Source organism: Microbacterium sp. NPDC089190, assembly GCF_040701795.1.
GTDB classification, from domain to species: domain Bacteria; phylum Actinomycetota; class Actinomycetes; order Actinomycetales; family Microbacteriaceae; genus Microbacterium; species Microbacterium galbum.
On record NZ_JBFBHF010000001.1, the window covers coordinates 1,106,991 to 1,133,976 of the forward strand.

The following is a 26,986-nucleotide window of genomic DNA, read 5'->3' on the forward strand; positions in this document are numbered from 1 at the left end:
CACGGTAACCCGGGCCGCCGACACCGACACCGCCCCGTCATCCGATGGGGATGACGGGGCGGCTGGGGAGGAGGCACGCGGCACGCCGCGGCACAGGAGCACTCAGTGCGTCGGTGGCGAGAACGCGAGCTGGGATGCCACGAGCCCGTGCTCCCGGCTGACGATCTGCGCGCGGCCGGGAGCGGCGCGCTCCGGCTTGACGCGGCCGATGAGCGCCCCCTCCTCGGGGTTGCCGCCGAGCAGGATGCCGGTCACTCCGAGATCGGTGAACCGCTGGATGATCGGGTCGTAGGCCGCGCGGCTGGCGCCGCCCGAGCGCCGGGTGAGCACCACGTGCAGGCCCAGGTCGCCCGCCTGCGCCAGCAGCGGCTGCAGGACGGCGAGGGGGTTGCCCTGGCTCGTGGCGACGAGGTCGTAGTCGTCGACGAGGATGAAGCCCTCGGCCCCCTTCCACCAACTGCGCTCGCGCAGCTGCGTCGGGGTGACGTCGGGCCCGGGGACGCGCGTCGAGAAATACTGCGCGAGGTCGTTCATGCCCCCGGTCGCGAGGTCGTGCGACGTCAGGTAGGCGCCGAGGTAGTCGTCGGGGATCTCCCCGAGGAGCGCACGGCGGTAGTCGACGACGAAGATCTTCGCCTCGGCGGGGGTGTACAGGCGCTGGATCTCCTTCGCCACCGCGCGCAGGAACGACGACTTGCCCATTCCGGAGTCGCCGTACACGAACAGATGCGGCTCGACGCGGGGGTCGACGCCGAAGGGCGAGAGCTGCGCCTCCTCGATGCCGAGCAGCATGCGGCCGTCGCCGGGCTCGGTGAGCGCGCGCACCTCGTCGAGGGTGATGTTCTCCGGCAGCAGGCGCAGTTTCGGGCCGGGCTCGCCGTGCCACGCCGCCGCCACGCGGCCGATCATGTCGGTGACGCCGTCGGCGATCGTGGCCGGGTCGTCGGATCCGTCGACGCGCGGCACCGCCGTGAGCATCTGCAGCTTCGACGCGCTGAGACCGCGGCCGGGCTGCCCGACGGGCACGTTCGCCGCCTGCTTGCGGTCGACGTCGGAGTCGGTCGGGTCGCCCAGGCGCAGTTCGAGGCGGGTCTGGATGAGGTCCTTGAGGTTCGCCCGGATCTCGAGCCACCGGTTCGCGGTGACGACGACGTGCACGCCGAAGCTGAGACCGCGGGCGGCGATGGTCTGCACCCGGGCTTCGAGCGGCTCGAACTCCGAGCGAAGGGTCGACCAGCCGTCGATGACGAGGAAGACGTCGCCGAAGCCGTCGTCGAGGCGCCCCTCGCGGCGACGCGAACGGTACGTCTCGATGGAGTCGACCGCGTTGCGGCGGAAGTACTGCTCGCGCGCGTCGAGCACGGCCTCCACCTCGGCGACGGCCCGACGCACCGCCTCGGGCTCGGTGCGCGTCGCGACGCCCGACACGTGCGGGTGCTGCTGCATCGCGGTGAAGCCGCCCCCGCCGAAGTCGAGCACGAAGAACTGGAACTCCCGCGGGGTCCCGGTCAAGGACAGGGCCGAGACGAGGGTCCGCGCCAGCGTGGACTTTCCGCTGAGGGGCGAGCCGACGATCGCCACGTGACCCGCGGCGCCACCGAGCGACACGGTCAGGTGGTCGCGGCGCTGCTCGAGCGGGATGTCGACGAGCCCGATCGGCACCGTGAGGGCGCCGGCGCTGCGCCAGCGGTGCGACACGAGTCCGAGCTCGGGATCCTCGACCAGATCCGGCATGAGGGCATCGAGGGGCGACGGTTCCGCGAGCGGAGGCAGCCACACCTGGTGCGCCTCGGGGCCGCGGTCCTTCATGCGGTCGACCGCGATCTGGAACGTCGAGCGCTTCTCCGCCACGGGGGCCGCGATGGCCGCGGGCGCGGCATCCATCTCCTCCGGGGACCCGTCGTCGTCGGGCTGGGCGAGGGCCGTGAACACCTCGACGCGGGCGGGACCGCCCGAGACGGACGCGGGGTCGGCGACATCGACGCCGGCCGTGCCGCGCGGGCGCCCGGAGACGTAGGCCGCGCGGAATTGCACGAGGTTCTCGGTGTCGCTCTTGAGGAAGCCGACGCCGGGCTCCTGCGGAAGCGTGTAGGCGTCGGGCGTGCCGATGATGGTGCGCGACTCGGATGCCGAGAACGTGCGCAGACCGATCCGGTACGACAGGTAGGTGTCGAGGCCGCGGAGCTTGCCCTCTTCGAGGCGCTGGGATGCCAGGAGCAGGTGCACGTGCAACGAGCGGCCGACGCGGCCGATGTTGAGGAAGCTGTCGACGAACTCGGGCTTGGCGGTCAGCAGCTCGGAGAACTCGTCGACGACGATCAGCAGTGCCGGAAGGGGCGCCAGGTCGGTGCGTCCTCCGCGCCGCGCCGCCTCGTACTCGCCGACGTTGGCGAAGTTGCCCGCGGCGCGCAGGAGCTCCTGGCGGCGCACGACCTCGCCCTGCAGGGCGTCCTGGAAGCGGTCGACGAGGGCGAGCTCGCTGCCGAGGTTCGTGATGACCGCCGACACGTGCGGCATCTCGGCCATCCCCGCGAACGTCGCTCCACCCTTGAAGTCGACGAGGACGAAGTTGAGCTGCTCGGGCGAGTGGGTCATCGCGAGGGCGAGCACGAGGGTGCGCAGCACCTCGGACTTGCCCGATCCGGTCGCACCGACCATCACGCCGTGCGGGCCCATGCCCTGCGAGGCGGACTCCTTGAGGTCGAGCACGAGCGGCGCGCCCGAGGGCTCCTGACCGATGGGCACGCGCAGGCGATCGCGCTCCAGGCGCGGCGTCCACGCCTGATCGAAGTCGACCGCGCGCACGTCGGGCAGACCGAGCAGCTCGGTCAGCTCCGCCTGGCCCTGCGTCGTGGGGGCGTCGACGACGACCATCGGGGCGGGGCGCAGCGGCATGAGGCGGCGCGCGGTCGCCTCCGCTTCGGCGACGGTCATGGCATCCGGGACGAAGGACTGCGCGCGTCCGGCGCCGTCGATGAACTCCGCCGGCGCGGTGGCGGGGGCGGCCTCGCCGCGCCGCGTACGGACGGCGACCGGGGCGTCCGCGAGGGCCACGCGAGCGACCGTCGGGTCGTCGAGTTCGTCCCAGCGGGTGGGGAGGTCGATGACGGTGACGCCCTGCGCGCCCTCCAGCCCGGTCAACGGGGCGTTCGACGACGACTCCACCCCGTCGATCACCAGCACGACGTGCGGGGTGACCCCGCCGCCGGGAGTGAAGCGGGCGCGCGAGGCGAGCTGGGCCGGCAGCATGTCCATCAGCTCGTCGGGGGATGCCGCGATCATGCGCGCGGGTCCGAGTCGGTCCTGCACGCGCGACGACATCGCGTGCGGCAGCCACTTCACCCAGTCCCATGCGCCGATCTGCGCGGGTCCGGCGAGGACGGCGATGATGACGTCCTCCGGGTCGTGGAGCGTGGCCGCCGAGGCCACGAGCGAGCGGGCGAGGCTGCGGACGGCCTCCTCGTCGGGGCCGACGAGTTCGATACGCGCGTACTCGCCGAGGGGGAAGCCCAGCGGCAGATCGCGCTGGATCTCGTGCGTGAGCATGAAGCGGTGCGCCGCCGAGGCGGCCACCGGGTCGAGCTGGGCCAGGGGCGGCAGCTCGGGGGCCTCGAGGGTGAGACTCAGGGGCTGATCGGCCACGCCGATGCGGGCGAGCAGGAACGTCTCGTCGCCGGGCTGACGCTCCCACACGCGCGAGCGCTCCTCGGCGATGAAGGGCAGGGCCGAGGGGGCGGGCATGATCCACCCGCCGTGGCGGCGCTGTTTGCGTGCGGCCACGCGCACGGTCTCGCGCAGCTCGGACAGATAGGCGAGGTACTCGCGCCGGTTGCCGAGCACCTCGGCATTGCGCTGCGCACGCTGGCGCCAGCCGTTCACCGCCACGAAGCCCAGCGACGACAGCAGGAACATGCCGCCGATGAGGAAGCCCGTCGGTCCGCTGTTGGAGATCGTCACCATCACGATCGCGCCGACACTGCCGAGCATCGGCAGGAGGGAGGTCAGGATGCCGCTGCCGCCCTCGTTCGGGACGAGCTCGGGCGGCGGCTGCAGCACGACCCGCCCGTTGGGCAGGGACGGCGGGGCGATACGCGGGCCCGTGCTCACACCGGACCTCCGATCAGTCGGCTCAGGGTGAACACGCGCTCGCTCAGACGCACCCGGGTGCCGTCTTCGAGCAGGGTGCGCGCACCGGGCTGCAGGGGGTGGACGGCTCCGTCGTCGTCGATGAGCTCCGAGCCGTTCGTGGAACCGGCGTCGATGACCCACGCGGTCTCGCCGTCGTGCTCGAGGCGCAGGTGCGTCTTGGAGATGAGACGGTCGGGGTCGTCGACGGCGATCAGCACGTCTGCGGGCTCCGTCGCGACCGGGGCGCGCCCGAAGTTGACCGCGGCGGGCAGGTTGATCTGCGCGCGCTGTCCGGTGTCGAAGACCACGAGCAGCTGCGCGCGTCCGACGGCACCCGTGACCACCGGTTCCTCGGCCGCCCGCGCGGGCGGTGCGGCCGCGGGGGTGCGCCCGCCCGCGGCGGCGGGGGCGTCGACGGCGGCCGGGGCATCGGTCGCGGCCGGAGCATCGACGGCCAGCAGCGGGGTGTCCCACGCCGGCGCGGTCGGCAGCGCGGCGGCGGCGGCGGACACGCGGAGCGGCTCGCGGCCGGCCGAGGAGCGCGCATGGACGGTGGGTTCGGCGAGGGCGGAGGAGCCGTCGGCATCCTGATCCTGCCGATCCCGGGGAGCGACGACCAGGACGGTACCGGCCGCGCGGTCGGCCCAGGAACGCCGCAGGCCCGAGCGGTCGAACCCGGCCGAGGCGACGACGACCCAGGCTCCGGCGACGAGGGCGAGACCCCCGAGCAGCACCAGCGACCCGCGGACGAAGGCCCTTCCCGCACCGGGCACGAGCGGCGCCTCCGCACGCGAGGTGCGCAGGCCGAACAACAACGCACCCGGACCGAAGCCGCGGCGCGCCTGGAGGATCCACAGGCCCAGCAGGGCTTCCGCGGCGACCGCGGCACCGAGGACGGGCGAGGCGAGGAGGGATGCCGCGCCGGCGGCGATGACCACGAGGGCGGCGTCGACGCTGAAGGCGCCGATGCGCACCCCCACCGTCGCGGGCACGCCGAACGGCGGCGACTGCGTCATGTCGCCATCATCGCACGCGCGACCTCGATCGCTCCGGCGGCCAGCATGCCCGCCGGAAGCGACAGGGCCGTCGCGAGCGCCTCGAACACGTCACCCGTGCGCGACCATCCCAGCGACCGCAGGCCGCGTCCCACCGGGACCACCAGGAGCGCGACGGCGAGGGCCGCGAGCAGGATGACGCCCGCGACGACGACGAGCATGTCGGACGGGATCGTGGGCACGAGCGCCGTCAAGACGGCCGCCAGGACCACGGCGGCGCCGAATCGGGCCACCCACCGGAGGAAGGGCACCGTGCTCTTGCGCGAGCCGAGCAGCAGGGCGAGCACCACCGTGACGGCGAGGGCGATGCGCCCGCCGAGCACCACGGGATCTGCGACCGCGAAGGTCGGCAGGGCGGCGAACGCGCTGGCGGCTCCCGCCGCGACCAGGAGCACGACGCCGACGGTCAGCCGGGCGGTCGAGCGTTCGACGAGGGCGTCGGCGTCATCGGCCTCGATCGTGCGCACCTCGTCGGGCAGACTCTGCCGCACCGTCCATCGGGTGCTCTGGAAGCGTCCGTAGTCGATGAACGTGCCGGGTTCGACGTCGACGAGGCTCGACTGCAGGATGCGCTGGGCGACGGGGACGAGCCCGAGGGTCACGGCGGCCGGGGCCGAGGGGTCGAGGTGCAGCAGGAGCGCGAGCGCCCACACGGCCGCGAGCATGGCGGAGACGATCGTCGCGGTGCGGCTCTGCGCGCGCAGGGTCTGCGTCGCCCCCATCACTCCGCCGACTCCGGTCGTCACGGCCGCAGCGAGGAGACCCGTGAACACCGCCACCTGCGCCGACGAGGCCGGAAGGTCGGGCACGATCGCCACTCCCCCGCCGAAGGCGAGGGCCGCGACGGCGACGACGGGAGCGAGCGTCGGCGTGCGCGGCCGCGCGCGCAGCGAGAAGACCGTGGCCGCGGCGAGGGCGGCGAGCAAGGACGCGGCGGCAACGGGAGTGCGCACCTCGGCAGGAAGGGCGACGGCGTCGAGCAGACGGAGGAAGGCCAGGATGCCGCCCGCCGCAGCGAGCACCATCCATACGGCCGTCGCCCGCGCGGCGATCGGCGCCCGCGTCGAGCGGCGTTCAGCCGACTCGATCGTGGCGGCGGGATCGACCAGCACGAGGACGACTCCGTCTTCGAGCGCGGTCATCGCCGTCGAGCGGTCGATCTCGCGACCCGAGAGCCCCACCACGCGCACATCCCGCTCGGTCGCCGTGCCCGCGGCGCGCAGGACGTCTCCGACCTCGGCACGCAGAGGCACCACGAGGTCGAATCTCGACGCGCCGTCGATGAGGGCGACGCGTCGCCCCTGCATCACTTCCGCGCTCAACGGTCCCCCTCGTTCTCGCGCCACCGACCCGAGGGCCGGCTCAACCGCACCAGCGTATCCGCCCGCACGGAGGCGGGTCTCACGTTTCCACTCATCACCGGGACTAAACATGAGAGTTTTGTCATCTTTCAAAATACGCAAGAGGGTTGTCGCGTCGCAGAGCATTACGTATGTTCGAAGGCCGGTGGGGGGCTCCGGCCACTCCATCGATCCCGCGCTCGGGGCCGAATCCCGTGCGTGCAGACATGATCCGCAACGCCCGGGCGCGCCCCGGAGGAACATCGAGGAGACAACGTGGCAGATCTCATCGCAGCCCAGGAGGGTGCGCTTCGTCGCGGGGCCGAGGCGGTCAACACCGCGAAGTCGGGCATCGACGAGCAGGTGCGCAAGGTCCGCACCGAACTCGACCAGGTGGCCGGCTTCTGGACGGGAGCTGCGGCCGGCTCGTACACGCAGCTCATGCAGCGCTGGAACGAGGAGACCACCAAGCTTAACAACGTGCTCGTCACGCTCGAAGACGCCCTTCGCGGCACCGAGCGCGACCAGGCGGCTTCGGAAGAGTCGCACCAGCAGACCATCGGCAACCTGGGCTCACTGCTCGGCTGACCCGCTCGATACGAAAGAAGGAACTCTCATGCAGTCCATGTCCGTTCGTCCCGAGCAGGTCATCGCCCTCTCCGGTCAGATTCGCAACGGCGCCTCCGGCATCCGCACCCGTCTCGACGAGCTCGAGTCGCAGGTCAACGCCCTGCGCTCCTCCTGGGACGGTGAGGCGCAGACCGCCTACGACCAGGCGCAGGCCCAGTGGACGCAGTCCATCACCCGCCTGAACGAGCTGCTCCAGCAGATCGCCGGCAAGACCGACGAGATCGCCCAGGGCTACACCTCGACCGACAAGTCGGCCGCAGGCCGCTTCGCCTGAGCCACCCCGGACCGGCGGTCGCTGCGGCGGCCGCCGGTTCTCTGGGCTCGCGCGCTCGTCACGCGCGGATTCCCCCTTCGCATCCCGATCACAGAGAAACGAGTGATCCCCCATGGCCGACTCGATCTTCCTCAACCTCGACCTCGCCATCCAGCGCGTTCTGCAGCTGACGCAGGTGCCGGAGGAGATCCCCTCTTCGGGCACCATCGAGATCGTCGACGGCAACGGCACGGAGCCCGCGGCGGCAGCGTTGACACAGCGCGTGCGCCAGTGCGCGCAGGAAGTGGCCGCCGAGGTCGAGAAGCTGCGTCAGACCATTGCGGGAAGTGCCGACGCCCTCTCGCAGGCCGCGCAATCACTTCAGGAGACCGACACGTCGGGCTCGGCGATGGCGCAGAACGCGCTCTCGCTCGTCGAGTCGGCGTCGCAGCCCGAGTCGGCACCCGCTCAGCCGGCACCCACCGGCGGCGCGGCCGGCGTCCGTTCGGCTCTCGGCGGAGCACCCCAGTGACACGACGCCACCTTCGAACCCTGCGCACGGCGGGTGGGGCGCTGGCGATCAGCGTCCTCGCCATCGCGGGGGTCGCACCGACCGCCCAGGCCGCAGCCGGCGGCGACTACGACTGGTGGTACGACACGTATCAGGTGCAGGCCGCGCACGATGCCGGCATCACGGGGTCGGGCGTCAAGATCGCCGTCATCGACGCACAGATCGATCCCGGCCAGCCGATCTTCGAGGGCCGCAACCTCACCGTCAGCGACACCCAGCTCTGCAAGTCCCGCACCGAATCGGTGTCGGAGACGGCGACCGAACCCTCCATCCACGGCACCACCATGGCCGCCCTGCTCATCGGCAACGGCACCGGCGCGAGCGGCATTCGCGGTATCGCCCCCGACGCCGACGTGACCTTCTACGGATACGGCACCCTCGACCTTCGGGAAGAGGACTATTGCCGCCCGAACACGGACGACGACGTCTCGATGTTCGGCTACGCGGTGAAGAAGGCCGTGGACGACGGCGCCGAGATCATCACGACGTCGGTTCAGAGGAGAGCGTACGAGAACGACGCACCGGCCATCGCGTACGCCCTCGCGCGCGGGGCGACGATCGTCGTGGGCACACCCAACGCGGACACTGCGGTAGACAGCGGTACGGACGTGGCGAGCTTCAACGGTGTCGTCGCCGCCACCGCCATCGACCGTGAGGGCGCCGTGCAGACCGACGGGGCCGGCAAGCCCTTCGTCGTGCCCAAGACCGATGTCGTCGCTGCGGGCGTCAATCTGCCGACCGTCGGGGTCGACGGCGACTGGAACTCGTCGCGCGCAGCCGTGGGTTCGTCGTTCGCCGCGCCCATGGTGGCGGGCATGCTCGCCCTCGCCGCGCAGAAATACCCCGACGCCACCGGCGATCAGCTCGTGCACTCTTTGATCGCGACCACGAACGCTACGCAGCACGAACCGGCCCGCACCGAAGACGGCTACGGGTACGGGGCCGCATGGCTCCCGACCCTGCTGAGCGTCGATCCGACCACCTTCCCCGACGAGTCGCCCCTCATGAGCAAGCCCGTGGGTGCACCGACGCAGGAGCAGATCGACACGGCCAAGACCGATGGCTTCGTCCCGGTGACCGTACCCCGCAGCGCGGACCAGTACGAAGACGCCGCACCAACGTCATCCGGTTTCGATATCGCATCACTCGTCATCTGGGCCGTCATCGGCATCGGCATCCTCCTCGTGGTGGCCGCCGTCGTGATCGTGCTCATCGTCATCACCCGACGCCGCAAGGCCGGAAAGGGGAACACGCCGTGACAGGTACGTGGGAGCAGCGCCTTCAGAACCTCGCGGAGGGTGGCGTTCCGTGGGACATGCCCACCCGTTTCGAGCTCGCCAATGCCCTCGAATCTCTGAGGCAGGTCCTCGATGCGGCGTCGAAGGACACCGGCATCGACGGAGATGCCGGAAACGCGGCGCGTGAGAGGTTCGCGACGTCAGCCGCCGAGATCGGCGAGCACATCACGTATCTGCGTGAGCACGTCAACGGTCGTCTGATCGACGCGAATGAGGTGCGTCGCCGGGCGCGGGACTCGGCGGCGTCATTGCCACCGGGCGAGATGAACGGCAACCAGGAAGCGATGGTCCGCGGGGCGGCCGCCGGCGCGTCGATCGTGTTCGGGCCGGTCGCGTTCCTGGCCGGCGAAGGAGCCAGCCGCGCGATCAACGGTTACATGGCATCGCAGCGCGAGGAGGCCGCACGCACCGCGGTCGAGACGCACTCCGGTGAGATGGATGCCGTGAAGCTGGACCCGCCGCCGACCTTCTCGTCGGTGGTGATCTCGGGTACCGCCCTCCCGCCGACCAAGACAGAGGTACCGGAAGGCGGGTACGGATCGCAGCAACGGAGTTTCGAGTCGTACCCCGACTGGAACGTGTCCGGCGGTGGCCCGGGCGGCGGAAACGGCGGCGGCGAGATCGCTCTGCCTCCCGGCGGCGGCGGCGGTGGCGGTGGCGGCGGCATCCAGCCTCCCCCGAGCGAGTACGGGCCGTTCCCGAACCCTCCCGGCCAGACGCCGGGAGGGCAGCCGCCGATCGACATCGGCAACGTCCCGCCCGACCCCACCCCGGACGGCCCCATCAGCGGCAGCCCCACCCTCCCGGGTGGGATCCCGACGGCGCCCGGCGGCGGCGGCGGGCTCGTCGGCTCCCCCGGCGGCCCCGGGGCGGGGCTCGGATCGGGTCTCGGCGCGGGCGTCATCGCCGGTGGCGGAGGAGCGCTCGCGCTCGGACGCATCGGTGGCGGCGCGGGTGCTCCCGGCGTACCCGGCGGCCGTCTCTTCGGCGGCCCCGCGGGCGGATCGGTCGGCGCGGGTGGCGCCGGCGGTGCGCGTTCCGGCGGTCTGCTCGGACGCCCCGGCGCCGGCGGCGGTCTGGGAACACGCGGCGTCGGCGGGCTCGGCGCGGCGGGAACGGGCTCGGCGAACTCCACCGCGCGCGGCGCGGGTGCACGAGCCGGCGGCCTCGGTGCTGCGGGCACGCGCGCCGGTGGCGTCGGTGGGGCGGGCGGCTCGGCCACAGGCGCGTCCGGCGGGCGCGCGGGCTCGGCGAACGGTCGCCCGGGCACCGGCGCGGCCGGTGCCGGTCGGTCCGGTGCCGCCGCAGCATCCGGCCGCACCGCGGGTGCCGGTACGCGCGGGGTGGGCGGTATGGGCGGCCCCGGCTCGCGCTCCGAGCGCAAGAAGGACGAGGCACGCGGTCTCGCCGGTCCGATCGCTCCGCGCATGGAGGACGACGAAGAGATCGGTCCCCGGTCCGAGAACGCCCAGGCCGGCGGCCGCGACGAGTGACCCTCGCCGCCCGATGACCCTCACCGACAGGAAAGAAGACGATGTCTGATCGCATCTCCGCCCAAGAGGGCGCGCTCGTCCGTGGCGCCGAAGTGGTGATGGGCGCGCACGCCGACATCAGCGACAGCGCCCGCCGCGTGCTCGCCGAGCTCGACGAACTCGCCGCCAACTGGTCGGGCGACGCGGCGAGCTCCTACAACGCGCTCGTGAACGAGTGGACGGCCGGGGCCACCCGCCTGAACGACGTGCTCGTGACCCTCAGCGCCGCCCTGCGGGCGACCGCGAGCGACCAGGAGGCGGTCGAGGAGCAGCACCGCACCACCATCCAGGGCCTCGGCTCGCTGCTCGGAGGAGAGTGACATGGGCGATCTACGCGTCACCCCCGAAGCACTGCACGCCGCCGCCGCGCGGTTGCGATCCGAGAGTGCCCGCATCGACGCCGCCCTCGGCGGACTGGATGCCGAGGTCGCCCGCCTGCGCGGGGGGTGGGAGGGCACCGCGCAGGTGGCCTACAACAACGCCCAGCAGCAGTGGAGCGCCACGATCGAGCAGATGCGCGACGCCCTGTCGCGCATCTCGAACGCCACCGACTCGATCGCCGACGACTACGTCTCGGCCGACCGGGCCTCGGCCGCGCGGTTCCAGTGACCGCTCTGCGCTGATCCCTCACCGCCGGGCGATCGACACCGAGGGCTCGGCGGTGAGGGATCACCGCACGGCGCTCGACCGCCGCCGCGACGCGCGGCGATAGGATTTCGAGGTCTGACCGCAGGGGGCTTCGGTCCGGAAAGAGGGGGCCGCGGATGGCTGACGTCATGAACGCGACACGAGCGCTGCTGCGACTGTCGGTGCAGAGCGAGGGGCGGCGGCTCGACATCGCGATCCCCGCCCAGGTACCCGTGATCGAGTTCCTGCCCGGGTTCGCCCGCTCGCTCGGCGTTCTCGACGCCTCGATGACGTCCGCGGGGTACGCCCTGCAGCGCGCCGACGGGTCCACCGTCGATCCCTCGCTCGGTGCATCGGCGCAGGGCATCGTCGACGGCGAAGTGCTCACGCTCGTCCGCGGCGGTCTCGTCGCGCAGCCGCGCGTCTACGACGACATCGTCGAGGCGGTCATCGACGCCACCGCCCAGCAGAACCGTCCGTGGACCACGCGCGACAACGCCCGCACCGCGCTGGCGGTCAGCCTGGCCCTCCTCGGCGTGTGCGCCGTCCTGCTGCTGGCGGCCGGACGCGCCCTGCCCTTCGGGGCGCTCGTGGCCGGCGGAGGCGCCGTCGTGCTGCTCGTCGTCTCGGCCGTGGTCGCCCGGCTCGGTCAGCGCGAGGCGGGCCAGGGGCTCGGGATGGCGGCATCCGTCTTCGCCGCCGTCGCGGGGTTCCTCGCGATCCCCGCCTCGTTCGACATGTGGGGCTGGCCGCTCGCCGCCGCCGGCGGAGGGGCGTTCGTGATCGCCGGGGTCGCCCTGGCGCTCACGCGCGATCGCGCCGAGTTGCAGCTCACCCCGCTCGTCGCCGGAGGTGCGCTCGGGGTCACGGGCACGCTCGCCGCGTTCTTCCCGGCCGCGACGGTGTGGACGCTCATGGTCGGGATCGTCGCGACGCTCGCCGGCGCCCTCCCGTGGCTCGCGATGAGCACGACCCGCCTGCGCGTGGCCTCCCCGCAGAACGACGTCGAGATCTTCGCCGATCCGCAGCCGATCGACGCCGACGACATCGCCGCCCGTGTCGCGCAGGGCAAGCGCATCCTCATCGCGCTGCGCCTGGCTCTCGCGGTGGCGATCATCGTGGCCACGCCCCTCGTCGCGGCGCAGAACGCCACCGGCGCACTCGTGTGCGCCCTCGCCTTCGCCGGCATGATGTTCCCCTCGCGGCAGACCTACGCGCGTTCGGGTGTGCTGACGGTCATGGCCACCGGCATCCTGGGGCTCGTCGTCGCCGGCGTCGTGGCCTCGCTCGCCCAGCCGGGTCTGCGCGTCGGCATCCTCGTCGTCCTGCTCGTCGCGACGGTCAGCGTCGTGACGATCACCCTGCTCGCGCCGAAGACCCGCCTGCGCCTCATCCGGGTGGCGGACACCGCGGAGCTGCTCGTGCTCGCGGCGCTGCTGCCGCTCGCGGTGATCTCGTCCGGGTTGGCCTGACGCGATGGCCACCAAGGGCGATCTCATCGAGGCGCAGAACTTCTCGCGCCGCCGCCTTCTCACCGCCTTCGTCAGCGGCGCCCCGGGCGGCAAGGAACTGCAGCCGACCGCTCCCCTGCGTGCCGTCATCGCCGCGATCGCGCTGACGGTCATCGTCGTCCTCGTCGGGGTCTTCTACGGACTCATCCGGCCGGGCCTGCCCACCGGGTGGGAGAACGGCAAGCTCGTGCTGGTCTCCGACACCGGCGCGCGCTTCGTGACCGTCGACGGCACCCTTCACCCCGTCATCAACACCGCCAGCGCGCGTCTGCTGCTGCCGGCGAACGAGTACGGCGTGATCTCGACCGACCAGGCCACCCTCGCGGGCACCCCCGTCGGCGACACCCTCGGCATCACGGGCGCACCCGACGAGCTTCCGCCGGCATCCGGCCTCGTCAACACGGGGTGGAGCGCCTGCGTGTCCGACGACGCGGCGCTGGACGTGCGCGTCTCGACTTCCACCGGCCCCACTCCCGCGCCGGATCGGGCTGTGGTGGTCTCGGTCGACGGCATCCTCCACGTGATCCAGGGCGAGCGGAGCTTCGCCGTGTCGAGTGAGGATCCCGACGCCGTGCTGCGCGCCGCGGGGATCTCGGCGCTCGACCCCGTCACCGTTCCGGCGTCGTGGCTCGACCTGTTCACCGCGGGCACGGCGCTCACCCCGATCACCCTGAAGAACTACGGCGAGAGCGTCTCGGGAACCTCGCTGCGCGTCGGTCAGGTGGTCCGCCAGGCGGGCGCCCCCGAGGACGAGCGCTTCCTCGTGCAGACCGGAGGGGTGCTCGAGACCCTGTCTCCGCTCGCGTGGCAGCTGTACCAGCTCGGCAGTGGCAGCGCGCTGAAGGGCGAGGTCACGGAAGTGACCGGAAGCGAGATCCGCGGTCTCGCGACGGCCTCGAAGGGCATCGGCGACCAGTGGCCGTCGACGGGCTTCGAGACGGTCCCGAGCGGTCAGCGTCCCTGCGCCGTGCTCGAGGGCGCCGAGGGTGCCGAGAGCCAGGCGGTCTCAACTCTGGCCACGCAGCCGACCTCGACCGCCGTCTCGCCAGGCGTGCGGGTCGACCCGAGCCACGGCGCGCTCGTCCGCGCCGGCGGGCGCGGCGACCAGAACACCAGCGTGCTGACCCTGGTGGATGCCACGGGCACCGCCTACCCGCTCCCGAATGCGAACGACGAGACCATCGCCCGCCTGGGCTACTCGTCCGACGACATCGGTTCGATCCCCGACGGCTGGACGGCCCTGATGGCGACGGGTCCGTCGTTGAGCGAGAGCGCGGCGCAGCGCACCCCGGAGGCGAAGTGATCCGTCGCGCCGAGGCCGCGCGTCTCGGCGCGGTCGCGCTCGTCGCGGGCCTCCTGGCGGCCGCGGTGCCCATGACCGCCCACGCCGCGCCGCTCGCGCCGCGTCCGGTGCTCTCGGCCTCGGAGGACACGTGCCTCGCCTCGACGCGCGTTCCCGACACACCTCCCGCCCTGGGCGAACTGCAGAGCGCGGCCGCGTGGGAGATCACCAAGGGCGCCGGGGTGGTGGTCGCCGTCGTCGACTCCGGCGTGGCACCCAACCCGCACCTCGACGCCTCCGTGCTCCCCGGGATCAACCTCGTGCCCGACGGCACGGACTCCACCGCCCGCACCGACGTCTACGGCCACGGCACGGTGATCGCCGGCCAGATCGCGGCACAGGTCATCTCCAAGTCGGGGGTCCAGGGTCTCGCCCCGGATGCCAAGATCCTCCCCATCCGCGTCTTCGCCGGCACGTCGGACCAGCTGAAGGACGCGGGGTTCGGTCCCAACACCGCGCGCATGGCCGACGGCATCCGGATCGCCGCGGACCTCGGCGCGCAGATCATCAACGTCTCGATGAGCACGACCGCCGAGGACGGCGGTCTCTCCTCCGCCGTCGCCTACGCGCGCGAGAAGGGAAGCCTCGTCGTGGCGAGCGCCGGCAACCGCGACTCGGAGGCCGCGGTCGAGGAGGACGACAAGGACGGCGTGCGCTACCCGGCCGGCTTCCCCGGCGCGATCGGCGTCGCCGCGACCAATGCATCGGGCACGGTGACCAGTGCGAGCATCCGCGGATCGCACGTCAAGCTCTCGGCGCCCGGCCAGGCGATCGCCTCGTCGTGGCCGCAGGGCGGCGACTGCGTGGTGGCCGGCGACGCCCCCGCGACCAGCTACGCGGCCGCATACGTCTCGGCCGCCGCCGCGCTCGTCGCGTCCGCGCATCCCGACGAGACGCCCGACCAGTGGGCGTACCGCCTCGAGGTGACCGCCGTGCGCGGGCAGCCCGACGCGCGGTCCAACACCTCGGGATGGGGCGTGGTGCAGCCCTACGACGCCCTCGTGCTCGTCCCGGGATCGGGCCTGCGCGGACCTTCGAACCCCTTCGTGCGGTCGTCCGCCTCACCCGACCCGACGGCGACGCCCGCCCCGGTGAGCATCACGGTGGGCCCGGGTCCGGATGCCGCGGCCATCACGATGGCGACCGGCATCGGTGCGGGGGCGCTGGTGCTGCTGGGCGCGATCGGCGCGATGGCGGTCTTCGTCAGTCGTCGCCGCGATGACACGGGCGCGCGCCGTCCGGCGCCGACCGGGCGCGGACTCTATGGCGACGACACCGCCACGGACTGAGGACGGCGGCGCGATCGCGTCAGCGGGTGACGGCGCGGTCGCACAGCGGCGCAGACACGCGACGGCGCGATCGCACAACGGCGCAGACACGCGACGGCGCGATCGCACAACGGCGCAGACACGCGACGGCGCGGTCGTGCAGCGGCGCGCACGCGACGGCTCGGCCGCGCGCCTCCGCAAACGCGAGCATCGACCCGCGGCCGTTGTCGCGCCGGGTTCAGCCCGCCGCCGGTCGCACTTCGAGACCGGCGTCGCCGAGACGGAAGCGGGTCGGCACCGGAGCCGTGGCGCCGCCCGACAGCCGCTCGACGCGTCCGTCATCGTGGACGAGCGTCACGCCGTTCGTCGAGTCGAGGTCGGTGATCGTCCAGCCGGTGACGGTCCAGTCGAGGCGGGCGTGCTCCTTCGACATCGTGCGACTGTCGTCGTGCACGGCCACGTACTGCACCGACTTATCGGCGTTCGAGGGTTTGCGTCCCAGCACCACCGTGCGACCCGTGAGGGCCACCGCTGCACCGTCGGGGAGCGCGAGGGTCCACTCCCCCCGCCGGCGCGAACGCGGACGGGCGGTCTGCGTCGACTCGTCGACGGGAGCGGCGACGTCAGTGCGACCGGCCGAGCGTTCGGCCGTGGAATCCGTGGTCTCCGACACGCGGTCGCCGGTCGGGTCGCCGAGTTGCGCGTCGACCGCCTCCGCCTGAGCTGCGGTGGAGGCGTCCGATGGCGTCGCCCCGCCATCCGGAGTCCGCGTCACGGGAGCGGCGGTGACCGGCGCGGCGGGTGCAGGCGCCGCGGTCGCCGGAGCCGCTGTCGCCGCCACCTCGCCGTCGAGGGCCGTCGACGCGGCCTGCTCGACGTCGGCCGCCGGCCCGTCCGCACCGATCTCGCGGGGCCCCGGCAGCACGGGGAGCGCGTACGGCTCATCGTGCTCAGGGGCGGCGCGTCGCGCTCCGGCTCCGGCGGCGGGAGGCATCGGAGGCGCCGTGGTCGCTGCGGCGGCCGACATGCCCGGCACCGCCGCGATGGGCCCGTCGGCCTCGTCGGCACGGGCCGACTCGGCAACGGTGATCTGCGCGGGAGCCGACGCCTCGGCATCCGCCGTCTGCGGGGTCCGCGCGAGGAGCATGGCCCACGCGGGCGGCAGGACCACCGCGAGCGCCGTCGCTGCGGCCCCGCGACCGCTGCCCTCGCCGATCCGGTTCGCCGCGGTCGCTTTGAGCATGAGCCCGTAGACGTTCACGAACGGCACGATCAGCAGCACGGCACGCACCGGGTCGAGCCGGCCCAGACGGAAGACCTCCGCCTCGTTCACGAGCGGCACCCAGGCACGCCACGGCTCGCCGCCGTGCGCGGCGATCACGCGCGACAGGCCGATCGCGTACCAGACGTGCAGCACGAGCGCGATCGCCAGCACCGCTCCCGCGATCGTGGCGATCAGGGTCAGGGCATCCATGCGTCCTCCGTCGACGGTCTTCATCGACGCTACCGTGCGGACGGCGCCGACGGGTGGCGCCGCACAGCGCCGCGGGACGTCCGACGCCGCGACGGCGCACGCCGGCCCCGTGCGCCTCACACGACGACACGCGAGACGGCGGCGGGCGGCGCCGCCGTCTCCGCATCGGCATCCACGCGCCACGCGCCGCACCCCGCGCAGCGCACGTAGCGCACGCGACCGACGCTCGTGGCGTGCACCGACGCGGTGACCCAGCCGTGTTCATGGACGGATGCCGCAGCGGCGGCCGATCGGGTTCGGGAGGCGGTCATGGACCCAGCGTGATGTAATGCCGTTATGCACCTCAACCCTTACGGGGAGTACGCGGTCCTGCTCGCCGCTTCGCTCGCGAACGACTGGCCGGACGACCGCGCGGGGATCGAGGAGCGGACGATCGAGAGGGGGATGACGATGCGCTTCCCCGTGGCATCCGACGACCATGCGCAGACGCGGATGGTCATCGACGACTGGCTGCGCGTCGTGGACGAGTCCGACCCGGCGGCCCGCGCCGCGATGTTGAACGCGCAGATGGCGGCCGTCGCGGCCTTCCCGCGCCTGACCGACCACGACGGCGAGGGGTGGCACCTGCACTACCGCGACAGCGACGAGGCGCTCCCGCGCGTGCTCGCGGCCGTCATCTCGGTCGGCACCTCACTGCACCTGGTCACCCGCGGAATGGACCGCCTCGGTCGGTGCGCCTCGGAGCCCTGCGATCGGGTCGTCGTCGATGTCACGCGGAACGGCCGTCAGCGCTACTGCTCGGTGCGCTGCGCGAACCGCGCCGCCGTCCGGCGCCACCGCGCCCGCGGCTGAGGATCGCCGCGGTCCCGACCCGCGGCATCCGCCCTGGGCCTCACGCATCGGGCGTGTGCAACCGGGCGAGGTAGCGCTCCACGCGCACCGGCACGCCCCCGCGGTCGCTCAGCGACACGCCGACGATGACCGCGGTGGTGAGCGGGATCGCCCACGCCGCGGGCTGCGCGAACACCACCGCCCACCCGCCCGCGCCGCGGAGCATCCCGCCCGCCACCAGAGCCGCGCCGCACGACACGGCGCCCACGATCATGCCCGCGACCGCCCCGCGCGCGGTCAAGCGCGACCACCACACCCCGAGCAGCAGCACCGGCGACAACGTCGACGCCGCGAAGACGAACACGAGACCGACGCTCGCGACCAGGCCGGCCGGCTCGGTCAGCAGCGCGACGGCGAGCGGCACCAGGGTGCACAGCACCGCCGACAGACGGAACGACCTGACCCCGCCGCCGAAGAGATCCTGGCTCACCACCCCGGCGAGCGAGACGACGATCCCCGACGAGGTCGCCAGGAACGCCGCGAACGCGCCCGCGACGAGCAGGGCCGTGAGCAGCTCCCCGACGAGCCCCGGGAACAGGCGCGAGGGCAGGGCGAGCACGACCGTATCCGCCAGCCCGGGGAGCGCGAGATCGGGGGCGACGACGCGAGAGATGAGCCCCATGGTCGACGACACCGCGTAGAACGCCCCGATGAGCACGATGACGACCACCGTCGTGCGCCGCGCCGACGCCCCGTCGGGGCTGGTGTAGAACCGCACGAGCACATGCGGCAGGCCGATCGTGCCCAACAGCAGGGCCAGCAGCAGCGACGCGGTGGCGTACACGTCGAGCGCCCCCGGTCCACTCTCGACGGGGAAGACCTGCACCGGGTCGATGTCGCGGCCGCCGCCCGACAGGGCAGCGAGCAGGAACACCGCGGGTACGAGCAGCGCCGTGAGTTTGAGCCAGTACTGAAACGCCTGCACCGCGGTGATCGCCCGCATCCCTCCCGCGGCGACGATCGCCGCCACCAGCACCGCGACGACGACCCCGCCGGTCCACGGGGGGACGTCGGCCACGACGCCCAGCGCGAGCGCCGCCCCGTGCAGCTGCGGCACGATGTAGAGCCACCCGATCACGAGGACGACGATGCTGGTGACCCGTCTGACGGTGCGGGACTCCAGGCGCGCCTCGACGAAGTCGGGGATCGTGTAGGCGCCGCTGCGGCGGAGGGGAGCCGCGACGAACAGCAGCACCAGCAGATAGCCGGCGGCGTAGCCGATGGGGAACCAGAAGCCCTCCGCCCCCGAGAGCAGCACGAGCCCCGCGAGTCCCAGGAACGTGCCCGCCGACAGGTACTCGCCGCTGATGGCCGACGCGTTCCACACGCTCCCGACGCTGCGCGAGGCGACGAAGAAGTCGCTGCGGGTGCGCGAGGTGCGGATTCCGGCGAACCCGAGGACCGCGGTGACCACGACGAGCAGACCGACCGCCGTCAGATCGAACACCGGGTTCATCCGGCCTCCCCGGGGTCGGTGAGCTGCCGATAACGCCGTTCGTTGCGCGCTGCGGCGCGCGCATAGATGACGGCGAAAACAAGGATCAGCGGATAGAAGCCGTAGGCGTGCAGCAGCCACGACAGGGGGACCGCCCACAGCACCGGGTCTCCGAGCGCGGGCAGGGCCGCGATGGCCCCCGTCAGCGCCGCGGCCATCACCACGAACGACGTCGCGCACGCGAGAGCGAGGCGGAGCTGCGCGCGCACGAGACCGCGCGAGAACACCGCGTCGGCCTCGTCTGCCACGCGCCCCGGGAGCGCGAACCCGCGCGTGAGCGGCCGGGCGACACGACCGGCGGTGGATGCCGTGACCCGCACGCGCGGCAACGGACGGGGGTCGGGACTCATGGCATCCGCCGTTCCCGTCGCTCCTCCGCGACCGGTTGCGCCCTCATCGCCGCATCGCCTCCCGCACGGCCGCGACGAGGCGGCGGCTGACGGGGAGCTCGATGTCGCCCAGCAGGACCGTGGGGGCCGTTCCCGACAGACGTACCTCCCGCACCGCGTCGCGATGGACGAGGTACGACCGGTGCACGCGCACGAAACCCGCGTCGGCCCAGCGGTCGGCGAGCTCCGAGAGGGTCACGCGCACCAGGTGATCGCCGGTCGGGGTGTACAGCCGCGAGTAATCGCCGTTGGCCTGCACCCAGCGCACCTCGGCCCGTCGCACCCACCGCGTCGCGGAGCCCACCGTGACGGGGATCGTCTCGTCGTCCGCCGCATCGGCGCCCACTCCGGTGGCGAGGGCTCGCCCGAGCGCGCGGGACAGCCGTTCCACGCGGACGGGCTTGAGCACGTAATCCACCGCTTCGAGGTCGAAGGCCCGCACCGCTCCGGAGTCGTCGGCTGTGACGAACACCACCGCCGGGCGCACGCGCAGCCCCGCGAGGGCTCGCGCGAGGTCGAATCCGGAGATCCCGGGCATGTGGATGTCGAGGAAGGCCACCGCCACTCCTCCCCGCTCGAGCACCTGCAGCGCCTCCGCGCCGCCACTCGCCGTGTGCACCACGTCGACGCGGGGGTCGGCTGACAGCAGCGCCGCGAGCTCGCGCAGCGCCGGAGCCTCGTCGTCGGCGACGAGCACCTCGACGCTCACGCGTGCGCCGTCTCGTGCAGCGGCTGCGATTTGGGCACGCGCAGACGCACCGAGGTGCCCGAGCCGACGTTCGTCTCGACCACGAGGCCGCCCGCGGGCCCGTACAGCTGGCGCAGACGCGCGTCGACGTTGCGCAGCCCCACGTGCGTCGACGGCGCGTCGAGGTCGAGCAGCGCCGCCAGCTCGTGCGGATCCATCCCCACCCCGTCGTCGTCGACGATCACCTCGGTGTGCGTGCCGTCGTCGATCGAGGTCACGGTGAGCACTCCTCCGCCCTCACCGGGTTCGAGCCCGTGCCGAACGGCGTTCTCGACGAGGGGCTGCACGGAGAGGAACGGGATGACGGTCGCCAGGGTCTCGGGGGCGATGCGTAGCCGCACGGTGAGCCGCTCGCCGAAGCGCGCCCGTTCCAGTTCCAGGTAGGAGTGGATGCTGCGCAGTTCCTCCGACAGCGTCGTGAACTCCCCCTGCCGACGGAACGAGTACCGCGTGAAGTCGGCGAACTCGAGCACGAGATCGCGCGCCCGCGGCGGGTCGGTCGAGATGAACGACGCGATCGCGGTCAGGGCGTTGTAGATGAAGTGCGGGCTGATCTGCGCGCGCAGCGCCCGCAGTTCCGCCTCGGCCAACGCCGCCCGCGACGCGTCGAGACCGGCGAGCTCGATCTGGGCCGCGCACCAGTCGGCGACGTCACCGGTCGCGCGCACGAGCGGGCCTCGCGCCTGGTCGGCGAACGCGACGACCGCTCCCCACACCCGTCCGTCGACGACGATGGGCGCGCCCACCGCCGACCCGCCCTCCTCGGAGAACACCTGCCGACGTCCCGTGTCGTACACCCGTGCGGCGATGCGGCGCGCGGAGGTCGCCAGCGCCTCGGATCCGTCGAGCGCCACCCGGTCGCCCCCCGATTCGACGATCGCCACGGCATCCGCTCCGAGCAGCGCGCGCAGGTGCGTGGCCGCACGCTCGGCGTCGGGCTCGTCGCGGCCGCCGCGCAGCGCCGCCGCGGCGGCCGCGGCGACGTGCAGGGTGCGGTGCGTGGCGCGGTCGACGTCGCTGCCGAGATCGCGTGAGCCGCGCGCGAAGCGCCGGGCCGACACGAGCGCCAGGGTCAGGACCGCGCCGACCACGACACCCACGGCGCCCGCGAGCAACGGTGCGTCGAGCATCCTGGCAGCCTACTCAGCAGCAGCGGGCGCCGGGGTTGCGGTCCTGCTCGTCGGATCGCTGACGCCAGAACTGCCGCTCCGTGAGCGGCTGCGCCTGAGGGTGGTGCGCTCGGAGGTGACGCACGTAGACGTCGTAGGCGCGATCGCCCATGAGGGTCGTCACGTACCACCGGATGCCACGGCCCACCCGCGCGAAGCGGGTGCCCATGCTCTCGCGGGGGCCGGGGGCAGTGGCATCCGTGCGGTCCATGATCGACGGCCTCAATGGTGCGACGACGCGGTCGGACGGTCGGGGTGGTCGGCCGGGAGGGCCTCCCACTGCTTCTCGATGGCGCGCTCCTCCTTCGTGGCGAGGAAGCCCGCCGCGGCGAAGCGGCGCGACGGAACCGGCGCGTCTTCGAGGTTCTCCCCTCCCCCGGCGCGCAGAGCCTTCGCCGTCACGATCACGGCCATGACGATCACGACGATCGCGAGCGTGACGAAGATCACCGAAAGCACGCCCTGCACGAAGGTGTTGCGGACGACGGCCTCCATGGCGGCGACGCTCTTGGCGGTGCCGAATTCGGTCTTGCCCTCGGCCAGCGCCCCGCGGAACGCGAAGTGGTTGGCCCAGTACCCGACCGCCGGGACCGGCGAGAAGATCTTGTACATGGATGCCGTGATCGTCACGACCGCGGCGAACGCCAGCGGCACGGCCACGATCCACAACCAGCGGAAGTACGAGCGGCCGCGCTTGGCGACGATCGCGAGCACCACGGCGAGCGCGATCGCGGCGAGCAACTGGTTGGCGATGCCGAACAGCGGGAAGAACGTGTTGATGCCGCCGAGCGGATCGGTCACGCCGAGGATGAGGATCGAGCCCCAGCCCGCGACCATGATCGCGGTGCAGATCCAGGCTCCGGGCCGCCACGAGAGGTCCTTGAACTTCGGGATGACGGTGCCGATCGAGTCCTGGAGCATGAAGCGGGCCACGCGGGTTCCGGCATCCACCGCCGTGAGGATGAACAGCGCCTCGAACATGATGGCGAAGTGGTACCAGAAGGCCATCATCGCCTGACCGCCGAGGGCCTGCTGCATGATGTGCGCGAGGCCGAGCGCGAGAGTCGGGGCGCCGCCCGTGCGCGAGACGATCGAGGTCTCACCCACCGCTGCGGCGGTGGAGGTGAGCATGTCGGGCGTGAGGTTCACCCCGGCCAGGCCCAGTCCGTTCACGAAGGCGACGGCGCCCTCGACGGTGCCGAGGGTGGCGGCAGGCGAGGAGTTCATGGCGAAGTAGATGCCGCGGTCGATCGAGAGGGCGGCGACGAGCGCCATGATCGCGACGAACGACTCCATGAGCATTCCGCCGTAGCCGATGAAGCGCGTCTGGCGCTCCTTCTCGACGAGCTTCGGGGTCGTTCCCGAAGCGATGAGGGCGTGGAAACCGCTCAGCGCGCCGCAGGCGATCGTGACGAAGAGGAACGGGAAGATCGGGCCGCTGAACACCGGGCCCGTCTGGCCACCGGCGAACTCGCTGAACGCGGGGACCGAGATCTCGGGGCGCACGAGCACGATGGCGCCGGCGAGCATCACGATCACGCCGACCTTCATGAAGGTGGAGAGATAGTCGCGGGGAGCGAGCAGCAGCCAGACCGGCAGCACCGCGGCGACGAAGCCGTAGATGATGACGCCCCACGCGATGACGGAGCGGTCGAGGTGGAAGGCCGCGTAGCCCCACTCGGTCGAGGCCACCCAGCCGCCGGCGACGATCGCCCCGATGAGGAGCACGAAGCCGATGATCGAGATCTCGGTGATGCGGCCCGGGCGGATGTAGCGCAGGTACAGGCCCATGAACAGCGCGATCGGGATCGTCATCGACACGCTGAACACGCCCCACGGGCTCTCGCCGAGGGCGTTCACGACGACGAGGGCGAGGATCGCGACGATGATCAGCATGATGAGCAGGCTCGCGAGGATCGCGGCGGTCCCGCCGATCTTCCCGAGCTCGTCGCGGGCCATCTGGCCGATCGTGCGGCCGCCCCGGCGCATGGAGAAGAACAGCACGAGGTAGTCCTGCACCGCACCGGCGAGGATCACGCCGACGATGATCCAGATCGTGCCCGGGAGGTAGCCCATCTGGGCCGCGAGCACGGGGCCGACGAGGGGACCGGCGCCCGCGATGGCGGCGAAGTGGTGGCCGTAGAGCACGCGGCGGTCGGTGGGGACGAAGTCCTTGCCGTCGGCCTTCCGCTCGGCGGGGGTCGCGCGGCGGTCGTCGGGGCGCGTGATGTAGCGCTCGATGACCTTCGAGTAGAAGCGGTAGCCGATGAGGTACGTGCAGACGGCGGCGAACACGAACCAGATCGCATTGACGGTCTCCCCGCGCACGATCGCGAGCATCGTCCAGCCGAGGCCGCCCAGCAGGGCGATCCCGATCCACAGGGCGATCTTCGCCGGGGTCCACCGGCTCTCGAGCTTGTCGGGCGGGACCGCGACGGGCGGAAGGTTCGGGTCGGTGACGACGTCGTCGTCGACGGATGCGCTCATGATGCCTCCTGTTCGCGGCGCTGCGGACTCGCCGACACTAAGCGGATGCCGTGCCCCGACGCCCGCGGCATCCGTCGATCGTGCGGTGAGCGGCGCGAACGGTGCGACGAGCGGCGCGGCGTGTCCAGGGATGGCGGAACATCCATGCCAGCGCATACGTTGCTGTGAGCACCGACGACAGGAGACCCCATGGCCGACGAACTGACCGTGACCCGCAACGACGAGGCGCACCGCTACGAGATCCACGTCGGAGACGAGCTCGGGGGGTTCCTGGAGTTCGAGCCCGCCGGTGACCGCGTCGAGCTCCCCCACACCGAGATCGACCCGGCCTTCAAGGGGAAGGGTCTCGGCTCGAAGCTCGCCGGCGAGGCACTGTCCGACCTCGCGCGCCGCGGCGACACCGTCATCCCCTCGTGCCCGTTCGTCGCGCACTACCTCGGCGAGCACGACGTCGACGGCCTCTCGGTCGAGTGGCCCGAGGGCGCCGACGAGGCGTCGTGACCCGCCTCGACGTCGCCCCGCCCGAGGCGGAGGGCCCGGTCGAGTGCGACGGGCCGCGCGCGCTCGTGGTCGAGGCGCGCGAGGTGCCGCTGGGCGGCGTGCGCGGCATGGAGGTGCATCGCACCCTCCCGCACCGCTCGCTGCCGATGGTCGGCGCGTGGTGCTTCCTCGACCGGTTCGGTCCGCAGCAGACCCTCATGCGCGTCGAACCGCACCCCCACATCGGCCTGCAGACGGTCACCTGGCCGATCGTGGGCGAGGTGCGGCACCGGGATGCCGTGGGCAGCGACGTCGTCGTGCGGCCCGGCGCCCTGAACCTCATGACCAGCGGCGCGGGCATCGCGCACTCGGAGTACTCGGTGGGCGAGGGACCGATCCCTCTCGACGCGCTGCAGCTGTGGGTGGCCCTGCCCGAGTCGCGTCGGCACGGCGCCCCCGCCTTCGAGCGCCACGAGGACCTGCCCGTGCTCGACCTGGGCGACGGATCCGACGCGGTCGTCGTGATGGGCGAACTGGGCGGAGTCTCGTCGCCGGCGACCGTGCACACGCCGATCGTCGGCGCGGAGCTGCGCCTGGCCGCCGGTGCCACCGTGCGGATCCCCTTGGACCCCACGTGGGAGTACGCCGTCTCCGGCATGGTCGGCGCCGCCGAAGCGACGACGGGGGTGGATGCCGTCGACGCCGACGCCTCGAGACGACCGGCGCCCGCGATCGAGCCCGGGTCGACGGCATCCGTCGATCACACGCGGCTGGTCTACCTCGGCACCGGACGCGACCACCTGGAGCTGCGCAGCGACGAGGGCGCCCGGGTCTTCCTGCTGGGCGGGGAGCCCTTCGAGGCCGACATCGTGATGTGGTGGAACTTCGTCGGCCGCTCGCACGACGAGATCGCCGAGGCACGCGAGGCGTGGGAGGCCCGCTCTTCCCGGTTCGGCGAGGTCGTCGACCACGGACCCGAGCGCATCCCCGCGCCGCCCCTGCCCGGGGTGCGCCTCACCGCGCGACGACGCCGGGTCTGACGGCCCGCTCGACGGAGGCCGTGCGCAGGGGGCGGGACGGCGGAGCCGCGCGCATCTTCGCAGCGTCGGGACGCCGCTTGAACGACGCTCAGTACGTCGGCGCCGCCGGGAGCCCGAAGAACTCCTCGAGGGTGGTGTATCCGCCGTCGTGGTACGCCTGGGCGAGCTCCGGCCCGATGAAACGCAGGTGCCAGGCCTCGGGCTCGTAGCCGCTGACATCCTCGCGTCCCTCGGCATAACGCGTGATGAAGCCGAACTCCCAGGCATGCTCCCGCACCCAGGCGCCCTGCGCCGACGCCGCCACGTCGTCGAGCGTCGCGCAAGAGCCGTTGCACGGCACGATGTCGACGGCCTTTCCGGTCTGGTGCTCGCTGAACCCCGGGCGTGCGCTCTCGCGATCGGCCTCGGCCACGCCGCCCACGGCGACCCGACCGGCGTACGTGGACTGCTGCGTGGAGTAGGAGCGGAAGGCGCTCAGATAGCCGATCTCGCCCACCCCCGCGTCGGAGGCCGCGCGGACCATCGCGCTGAGGGCTTCGGCGGGAGCGGCGCGCAGGGCCGACTGCTCCAGAGCGCGCACGTTCGACGGCATGACGAGGTCACCCGGGTAGTAGTCGAGCGGATCGAGCGGGCGCTGCTTGTTGACGACGAGCCACTCGCGATCCGGGTCGCTGAGCGAGACGCAGGGGGCGAGTCCGGATGCCACCGCGGAGCGGAACGCCGCCCCACCGCCCGCAGCGGCGATCGCGGCGGTGTCGTCGCCCTGCGAGAGGGCAGTGGTGAAGGCCGGGTCGTCGCACGGGGTGGCGGTCGCGGCGACGGCGGCGACCTGCGGAACCGGCAGCCCGTCGTCGGGGACGGCGGGGGGACCGGCGACCGCAGCCGACACGACGGAGGCGTCCGCCGCGGCCGAGCCCTCGGCATCCGCGCTGCGCCCGAGCGTCGCGGCCCCCACCACCACGGCACCCACCAGCACCGCGACCGCCGCCCCGGCGACGAGCGCGAGGCGCCGCCGGCGCCGGAGCGGCAGGGGGGCGAAGAGGTCGGGGAGCCGACCTCTCGTCGCGCCCCGCGGCGTCGCGGCCGGTTCGTCGGGCCGCGCCGGGAGCGCGAGGGCACCGGTCGCCGCTTCCCGCAACTGGCGTCGGGTGATGGGCGCCGGGGCCACCGATACAGCCGCCGTCGCGAGTCGCTCGGCCTCCGCGCGCGCGGCGCGGCGGGGAGAGAGCTCGGGATCGGGGGACATCACTGCGTCCAT

25 protein-coding genes are annotated in these 26,986 nt (G+C 72.7%); 13 read left to right on the plus strand and 12 right to left on the minus strand.

Annotated features, from left to right (window positions below; translation table 11 throughout):
- Window positions 1–102: 102 nt before the first annotated feature.
- The 3 genes from eccCa to AB0230_RS05445 are packed head-to-tail and all read right to left on the minus strand — an operon-like array spanning window position 103 to window position 6,505.
- A complete protein-coding gene (eccCa, locus tag AB0230_RS05435; protein WP_366374411.1) occupies window positions 103–4,107 on the minus strand; it encodes a type VII secretion protein EccCa in 4,005 nt (1,334 codons plus the stop codon).
- A complete protein-coding gene (locus AB0230_RS05440; protein ID WP_366374413.1) occupies window positions 4,104–5,144 on the minus strand; it encodes an FHA domain-containing protein in 1,041 nt (346 codons plus the stop codon). Before AB0230_RS05440 ends, eccCa begins: the two co-directional genes overlap by 4 nt.
- On the minus strand, window positions 5,141–6,505 hold the full coding sequence (locus AB0230_RS05445) for a hypothetical protein (RefSeq protein ID WP_366374415.1): 1,365 nt from the start codon (window positions 6,503–6,505) through the stop codon (window positions 5,141–5,143). The genes AB0230_RS05440 and AB0230_RS05445 overlap by 4 nt, the downstream gene beginning before the upstream one ends.
- A 294-nt stretch (window positions 6,506–6,799) precedes the next feature.
- On the opposite strand from AB0230_RS05445, the gene AB0230_RS05450 reads away from it, so the two are divergent.
- The 10 genes from AB0230_RS05450 (at window position 6,800) to AB0230_RS05495 (ending at window position 15,576) form a co-directional block, all read left to right on the plus strand.
- Window positions 6,800–7,111 carry a WXG100 family type VII secretion target gene (locus AB0230_RS05450; RefSeq protein ID WP_055831852.1) on the plus strand — a complete coding sequence of 104 codons (312 nt, stop codon included), beginning with the start codon at window positions 6,800–6,802 and terminating at the stop codon, window positions 7,109–7,111.
- 28 nt (window positions 7,112–7,139) lie between these two features.
- Complete coding sequence (locus tag AB0230_RS05455) at window positions 7,140–7,427, plus strand: WXG100 family type VII secretion target (RefSeq protein WP_315993786.1); 288 nt, start codon at window positions 7,140–7,142, stop codon at window positions 7,425–7,427.
- Window positions 7,428–7,539: 112 nt separating this feature from the next.
- A complete protein-coding gene (locus AB0230_RS05460) occupies window positions 7,540–7,938 on the plus strand; it encodes a hypothetical protein (RefSeq protein ID WP_315993787.1) in 399 nt (132 codons plus the stop codon).
- Complete coding sequence (locus tag AB0230_RS05465; RefSeq protein WP_366374418.1) at window positions 7,935–9,236, plus strand: S8 family serine peptidase; 1,302 nt, start codon at window positions 7,935–7,937, stop codon at window positions 9,234–9,236. Before AB0230_RS05460 ends, AB0230_RS05465 begins: the two co-directional genes overlap by 4 nt.
- Window positions 9,233–10,768 (plus strand): hypothetical protein, encoded by a 1,536-nt coding sequence (locus tag AB0230_RS05470; protein WP_366374420.1) that lies wholly within the window; start codon window positions 9,233–9,235, stop codon window positions 10,766–10,768. The genes AB0230_RS05465 and AB0230_RS05470 overlap by 4 nt, the downstream gene beginning before the upstream one ends.
- 41 nt (window positions 10,769–10,809) lie before the next feature.
- On the plus strand, window positions 10,810–11,127 hold the full coding sequence (locus AB0230_RS05475; protein ID WP_076673392.1) for a WXG100 family type VII secretion target: 318 nt from the start codon (window positions 10,810–10,812) through the stop codon (window positions 11,125–11,127).
- A 1-nt stretch (window position 11,128) separates the two neighbouring features.
- Window positions 11,129–11,416, plus strand: a complete 288-nt coding sequence (locus AB0230_RS05480) for a WXG100 family type VII secretion target (protein WP_366374423.1) — start codon at window positions 11,129–11,131, stop codon at window positions 11,414–11,416.
- Between the two features lie 155 nt (window positions 11,417–11,571).
- Window positions 11,572–12,906 (plus strand): type VII secretion integral membrane protein EccD, encoded by a 1,335-nt coding sequence (gene eccD / locus AB0230_RS05485; RefSeq protein ID WP_366374425.1) that lies wholly within the window; start codon window positions 11,572–11,574, stop codon window positions 12,904–12,906.
- Between the two features lie 4 nt (window positions 12,907–12,910).
- A complete protein-coding gene (eccB, locus tag AB0230_RS05490) occupies window positions 12,911–14,248 on the plus strand; it encodes a type VII secretion protein EccB (protein ID WP_366374427.1) in 1,338 nt (445 codons plus the stop codon).
- On the plus strand, window positions 14,245–15,576 hold the full coding sequence (locus AB0230_RS05495; RefSeq protein WP_366374429.1) for a S8 family serine peptidase: 1,332 nt from the start codon (window positions 14,245–14,247) through the stop codon (window positions 15,574–15,576). Before eccB ends, AB0230_RS05495 begins: the two co-directional genes overlap by 4 nt.
- A 217-nt stretch (window positions 15,577–15,793) precedes the next feature.
- On the opposite strand, the gene AB0230_RS05500 is transcribed toward AB0230_RS05495, so the two are convergent.
- The gene (locus tag AB0230_RS05500; RefSeq protein WP_366374431.1) at window positions 15,794–17,029 is read right to left on the minus strand and encodes an FHA domain-containing protein; all 1,236 of its coding nucleotides are present in this window, start codon (window positions 17,027–17,029) and stop codon (window positions 15,794–15,796) included.
- A 116-nt stretch (window positions 17,030–17,145) separates the two neighbouring features.
- Entirely contained in the window at window positions 17,146–17,340 is a 195-nt protein-coding gene (locus AB0230_RS05505; RefSeq protein WP_366374433.1) for a hypothetical protein, read from the minus strand.
- A gap of 25 nt (window positions 17,341–17,365) precedes the next feature.
- On the opposite strand from AB0230_RS05505, the gene AB0230_RS05510 reads away from it, so the two are divergent.
- Window positions 17,366–17,881: a CGNR zinc finger domain-containing protein gene (locus AB0230_RS05510; protein ID WP_366374435.1), complete on the plus strand. Its 516-nt coding sequence runs from the start codon at window positions 17,366–17,368 to the stop codon at window positions 17,879–17,881.
- A 40-nt stretch (window positions 17,882–17,921) separates the two neighbouring features.
- Here AB0230_RS05510 and AB0230_RS05515 read toward each other — a convergent pair whose 3' ends face one another.
- Genes AB0230_RS05515 through AB0230_RS05540 form a run of 6 tightly spaced genes read right to left on the minus strand, consistent with a single transcriptional unit; the run spans window position 17,922 to window position 24,208 of the window.
- Window positions 17,922–19,376: a cation acetate symporter gene (locus AB0230_RS05515; RefSeq protein ID WP_363577700.1), complete on the minus strand. Its 1,455-nt coding sequence runs from the start codon at window positions 19,374–19,376 to the stop codon at window positions 17,922–17,924.
- Entirely contained in the window at window positions 19,373–19,765 is a 393-nt protein-coding gene (locus AB0230_RS05520; protein ID WP_366374437.1) for a heavy metal transporter, read from the minus strand. The genes AB0230_RS05515 and AB0230_RS05520 overlap by 4 nt, the downstream gene beginning before the upstream one ends.
- A 43-nt stretch (window positions 19,766–19,808) precedes the next feature.
- Window positions 19,809–20,513 (minus strand): LytTR family DNA-binding domain-containing protein, encoded by a 705-nt coding sequence (locus AB0230_RS05525; RefSeq protein WP_363387526.1) that lies wholly within the window; start codon window positions 20,511–20,513, stop codon window positions 19,809–19,811.
- Entirely contained in the window at window positions 20,510–21,682 is a 1,173-nt protein-coding gene (locus tag AB0230_RS05530) for a histidine kinase (RefSeq protein WP_366374439.1), read from the minus strand. Before AB0230_RS05530 ends, AB0230_RS05525 begins: the two co-directional genes overlap by 4 nt.
- Window positions 21,683–21,695: 13 nt before the next feature.
- Window positions 21,696–21,932, minus strand: a complete 237-nt coding sequence (locus tag AB0230_RS05535; RefSeq protein ID WP_315993801.1) for a YbdD/YjiX family protein — start codon at window positions 21,930–21,932, stop codon at window positions 21,696–21,698.
- A gap of 11 nt (window positions 21,933–21,943) precedes the next feature.
- On the minus strand, window positions 21,944–24,208 hold the full coding sequence (locus AB0230_RS05540) for a carbon starvation CstA family protein (protein ID WP_366374441.1): 2,265 nt from the start codon (window positions 24,206–24,208) through the stop codon (window positions 21,944–21,946).
- Between the two features lie 189 nt (window positions 24,209–24,397).
- On the opposite strand from AB0230_RS05540, the gene AB0230_RS05545 reads away from it, so the two are divergent.
- Window positions 24,398–24,709, plus strand: a complete 312-nt coding sequence (locus AB0230_RS05545; protein ID WP_315993803.1) for a GNAT family N-acetyltransferase — start codon at window positions 24,398–24,400, stop codon at window positions 24,707–24,709.
- Window positions 24,706–25,728 (plus strand): pirin family protein, encoded by a 1,023-nt coding sequence (locus AB0230_RS05550; RefSeq protein ID WP_363387537.1) that lies wholly within the window; start codon window positions 24,706–24,708, stop codon window positions 25,726–25,728. Before AB0230_RS05545 ends, AB0230_RS05550 begins: the two co-directional genes overlap by 4 nt.
- Before the next feature lie 88 nt (window positions 25,729–25,816).
- Here the strand turns inward: AB0230_RS05550 and AB0230_RS05555 are convergent, their stop codons facing one another.
- Window positions 25,817–26,974 (minus strand): M15 family metallopeptidase, encoded by a 1,158-nt coding sequence (locus AB0230_RS05555; RefSeq protein WP_315993805.1) that lies wholly within the window; start codon window positions 26,972–26,974, stop codon window positions 25,817–25,819.
- Window positions 26,975–26,986 lie beyond the last annotated feature (12 nt).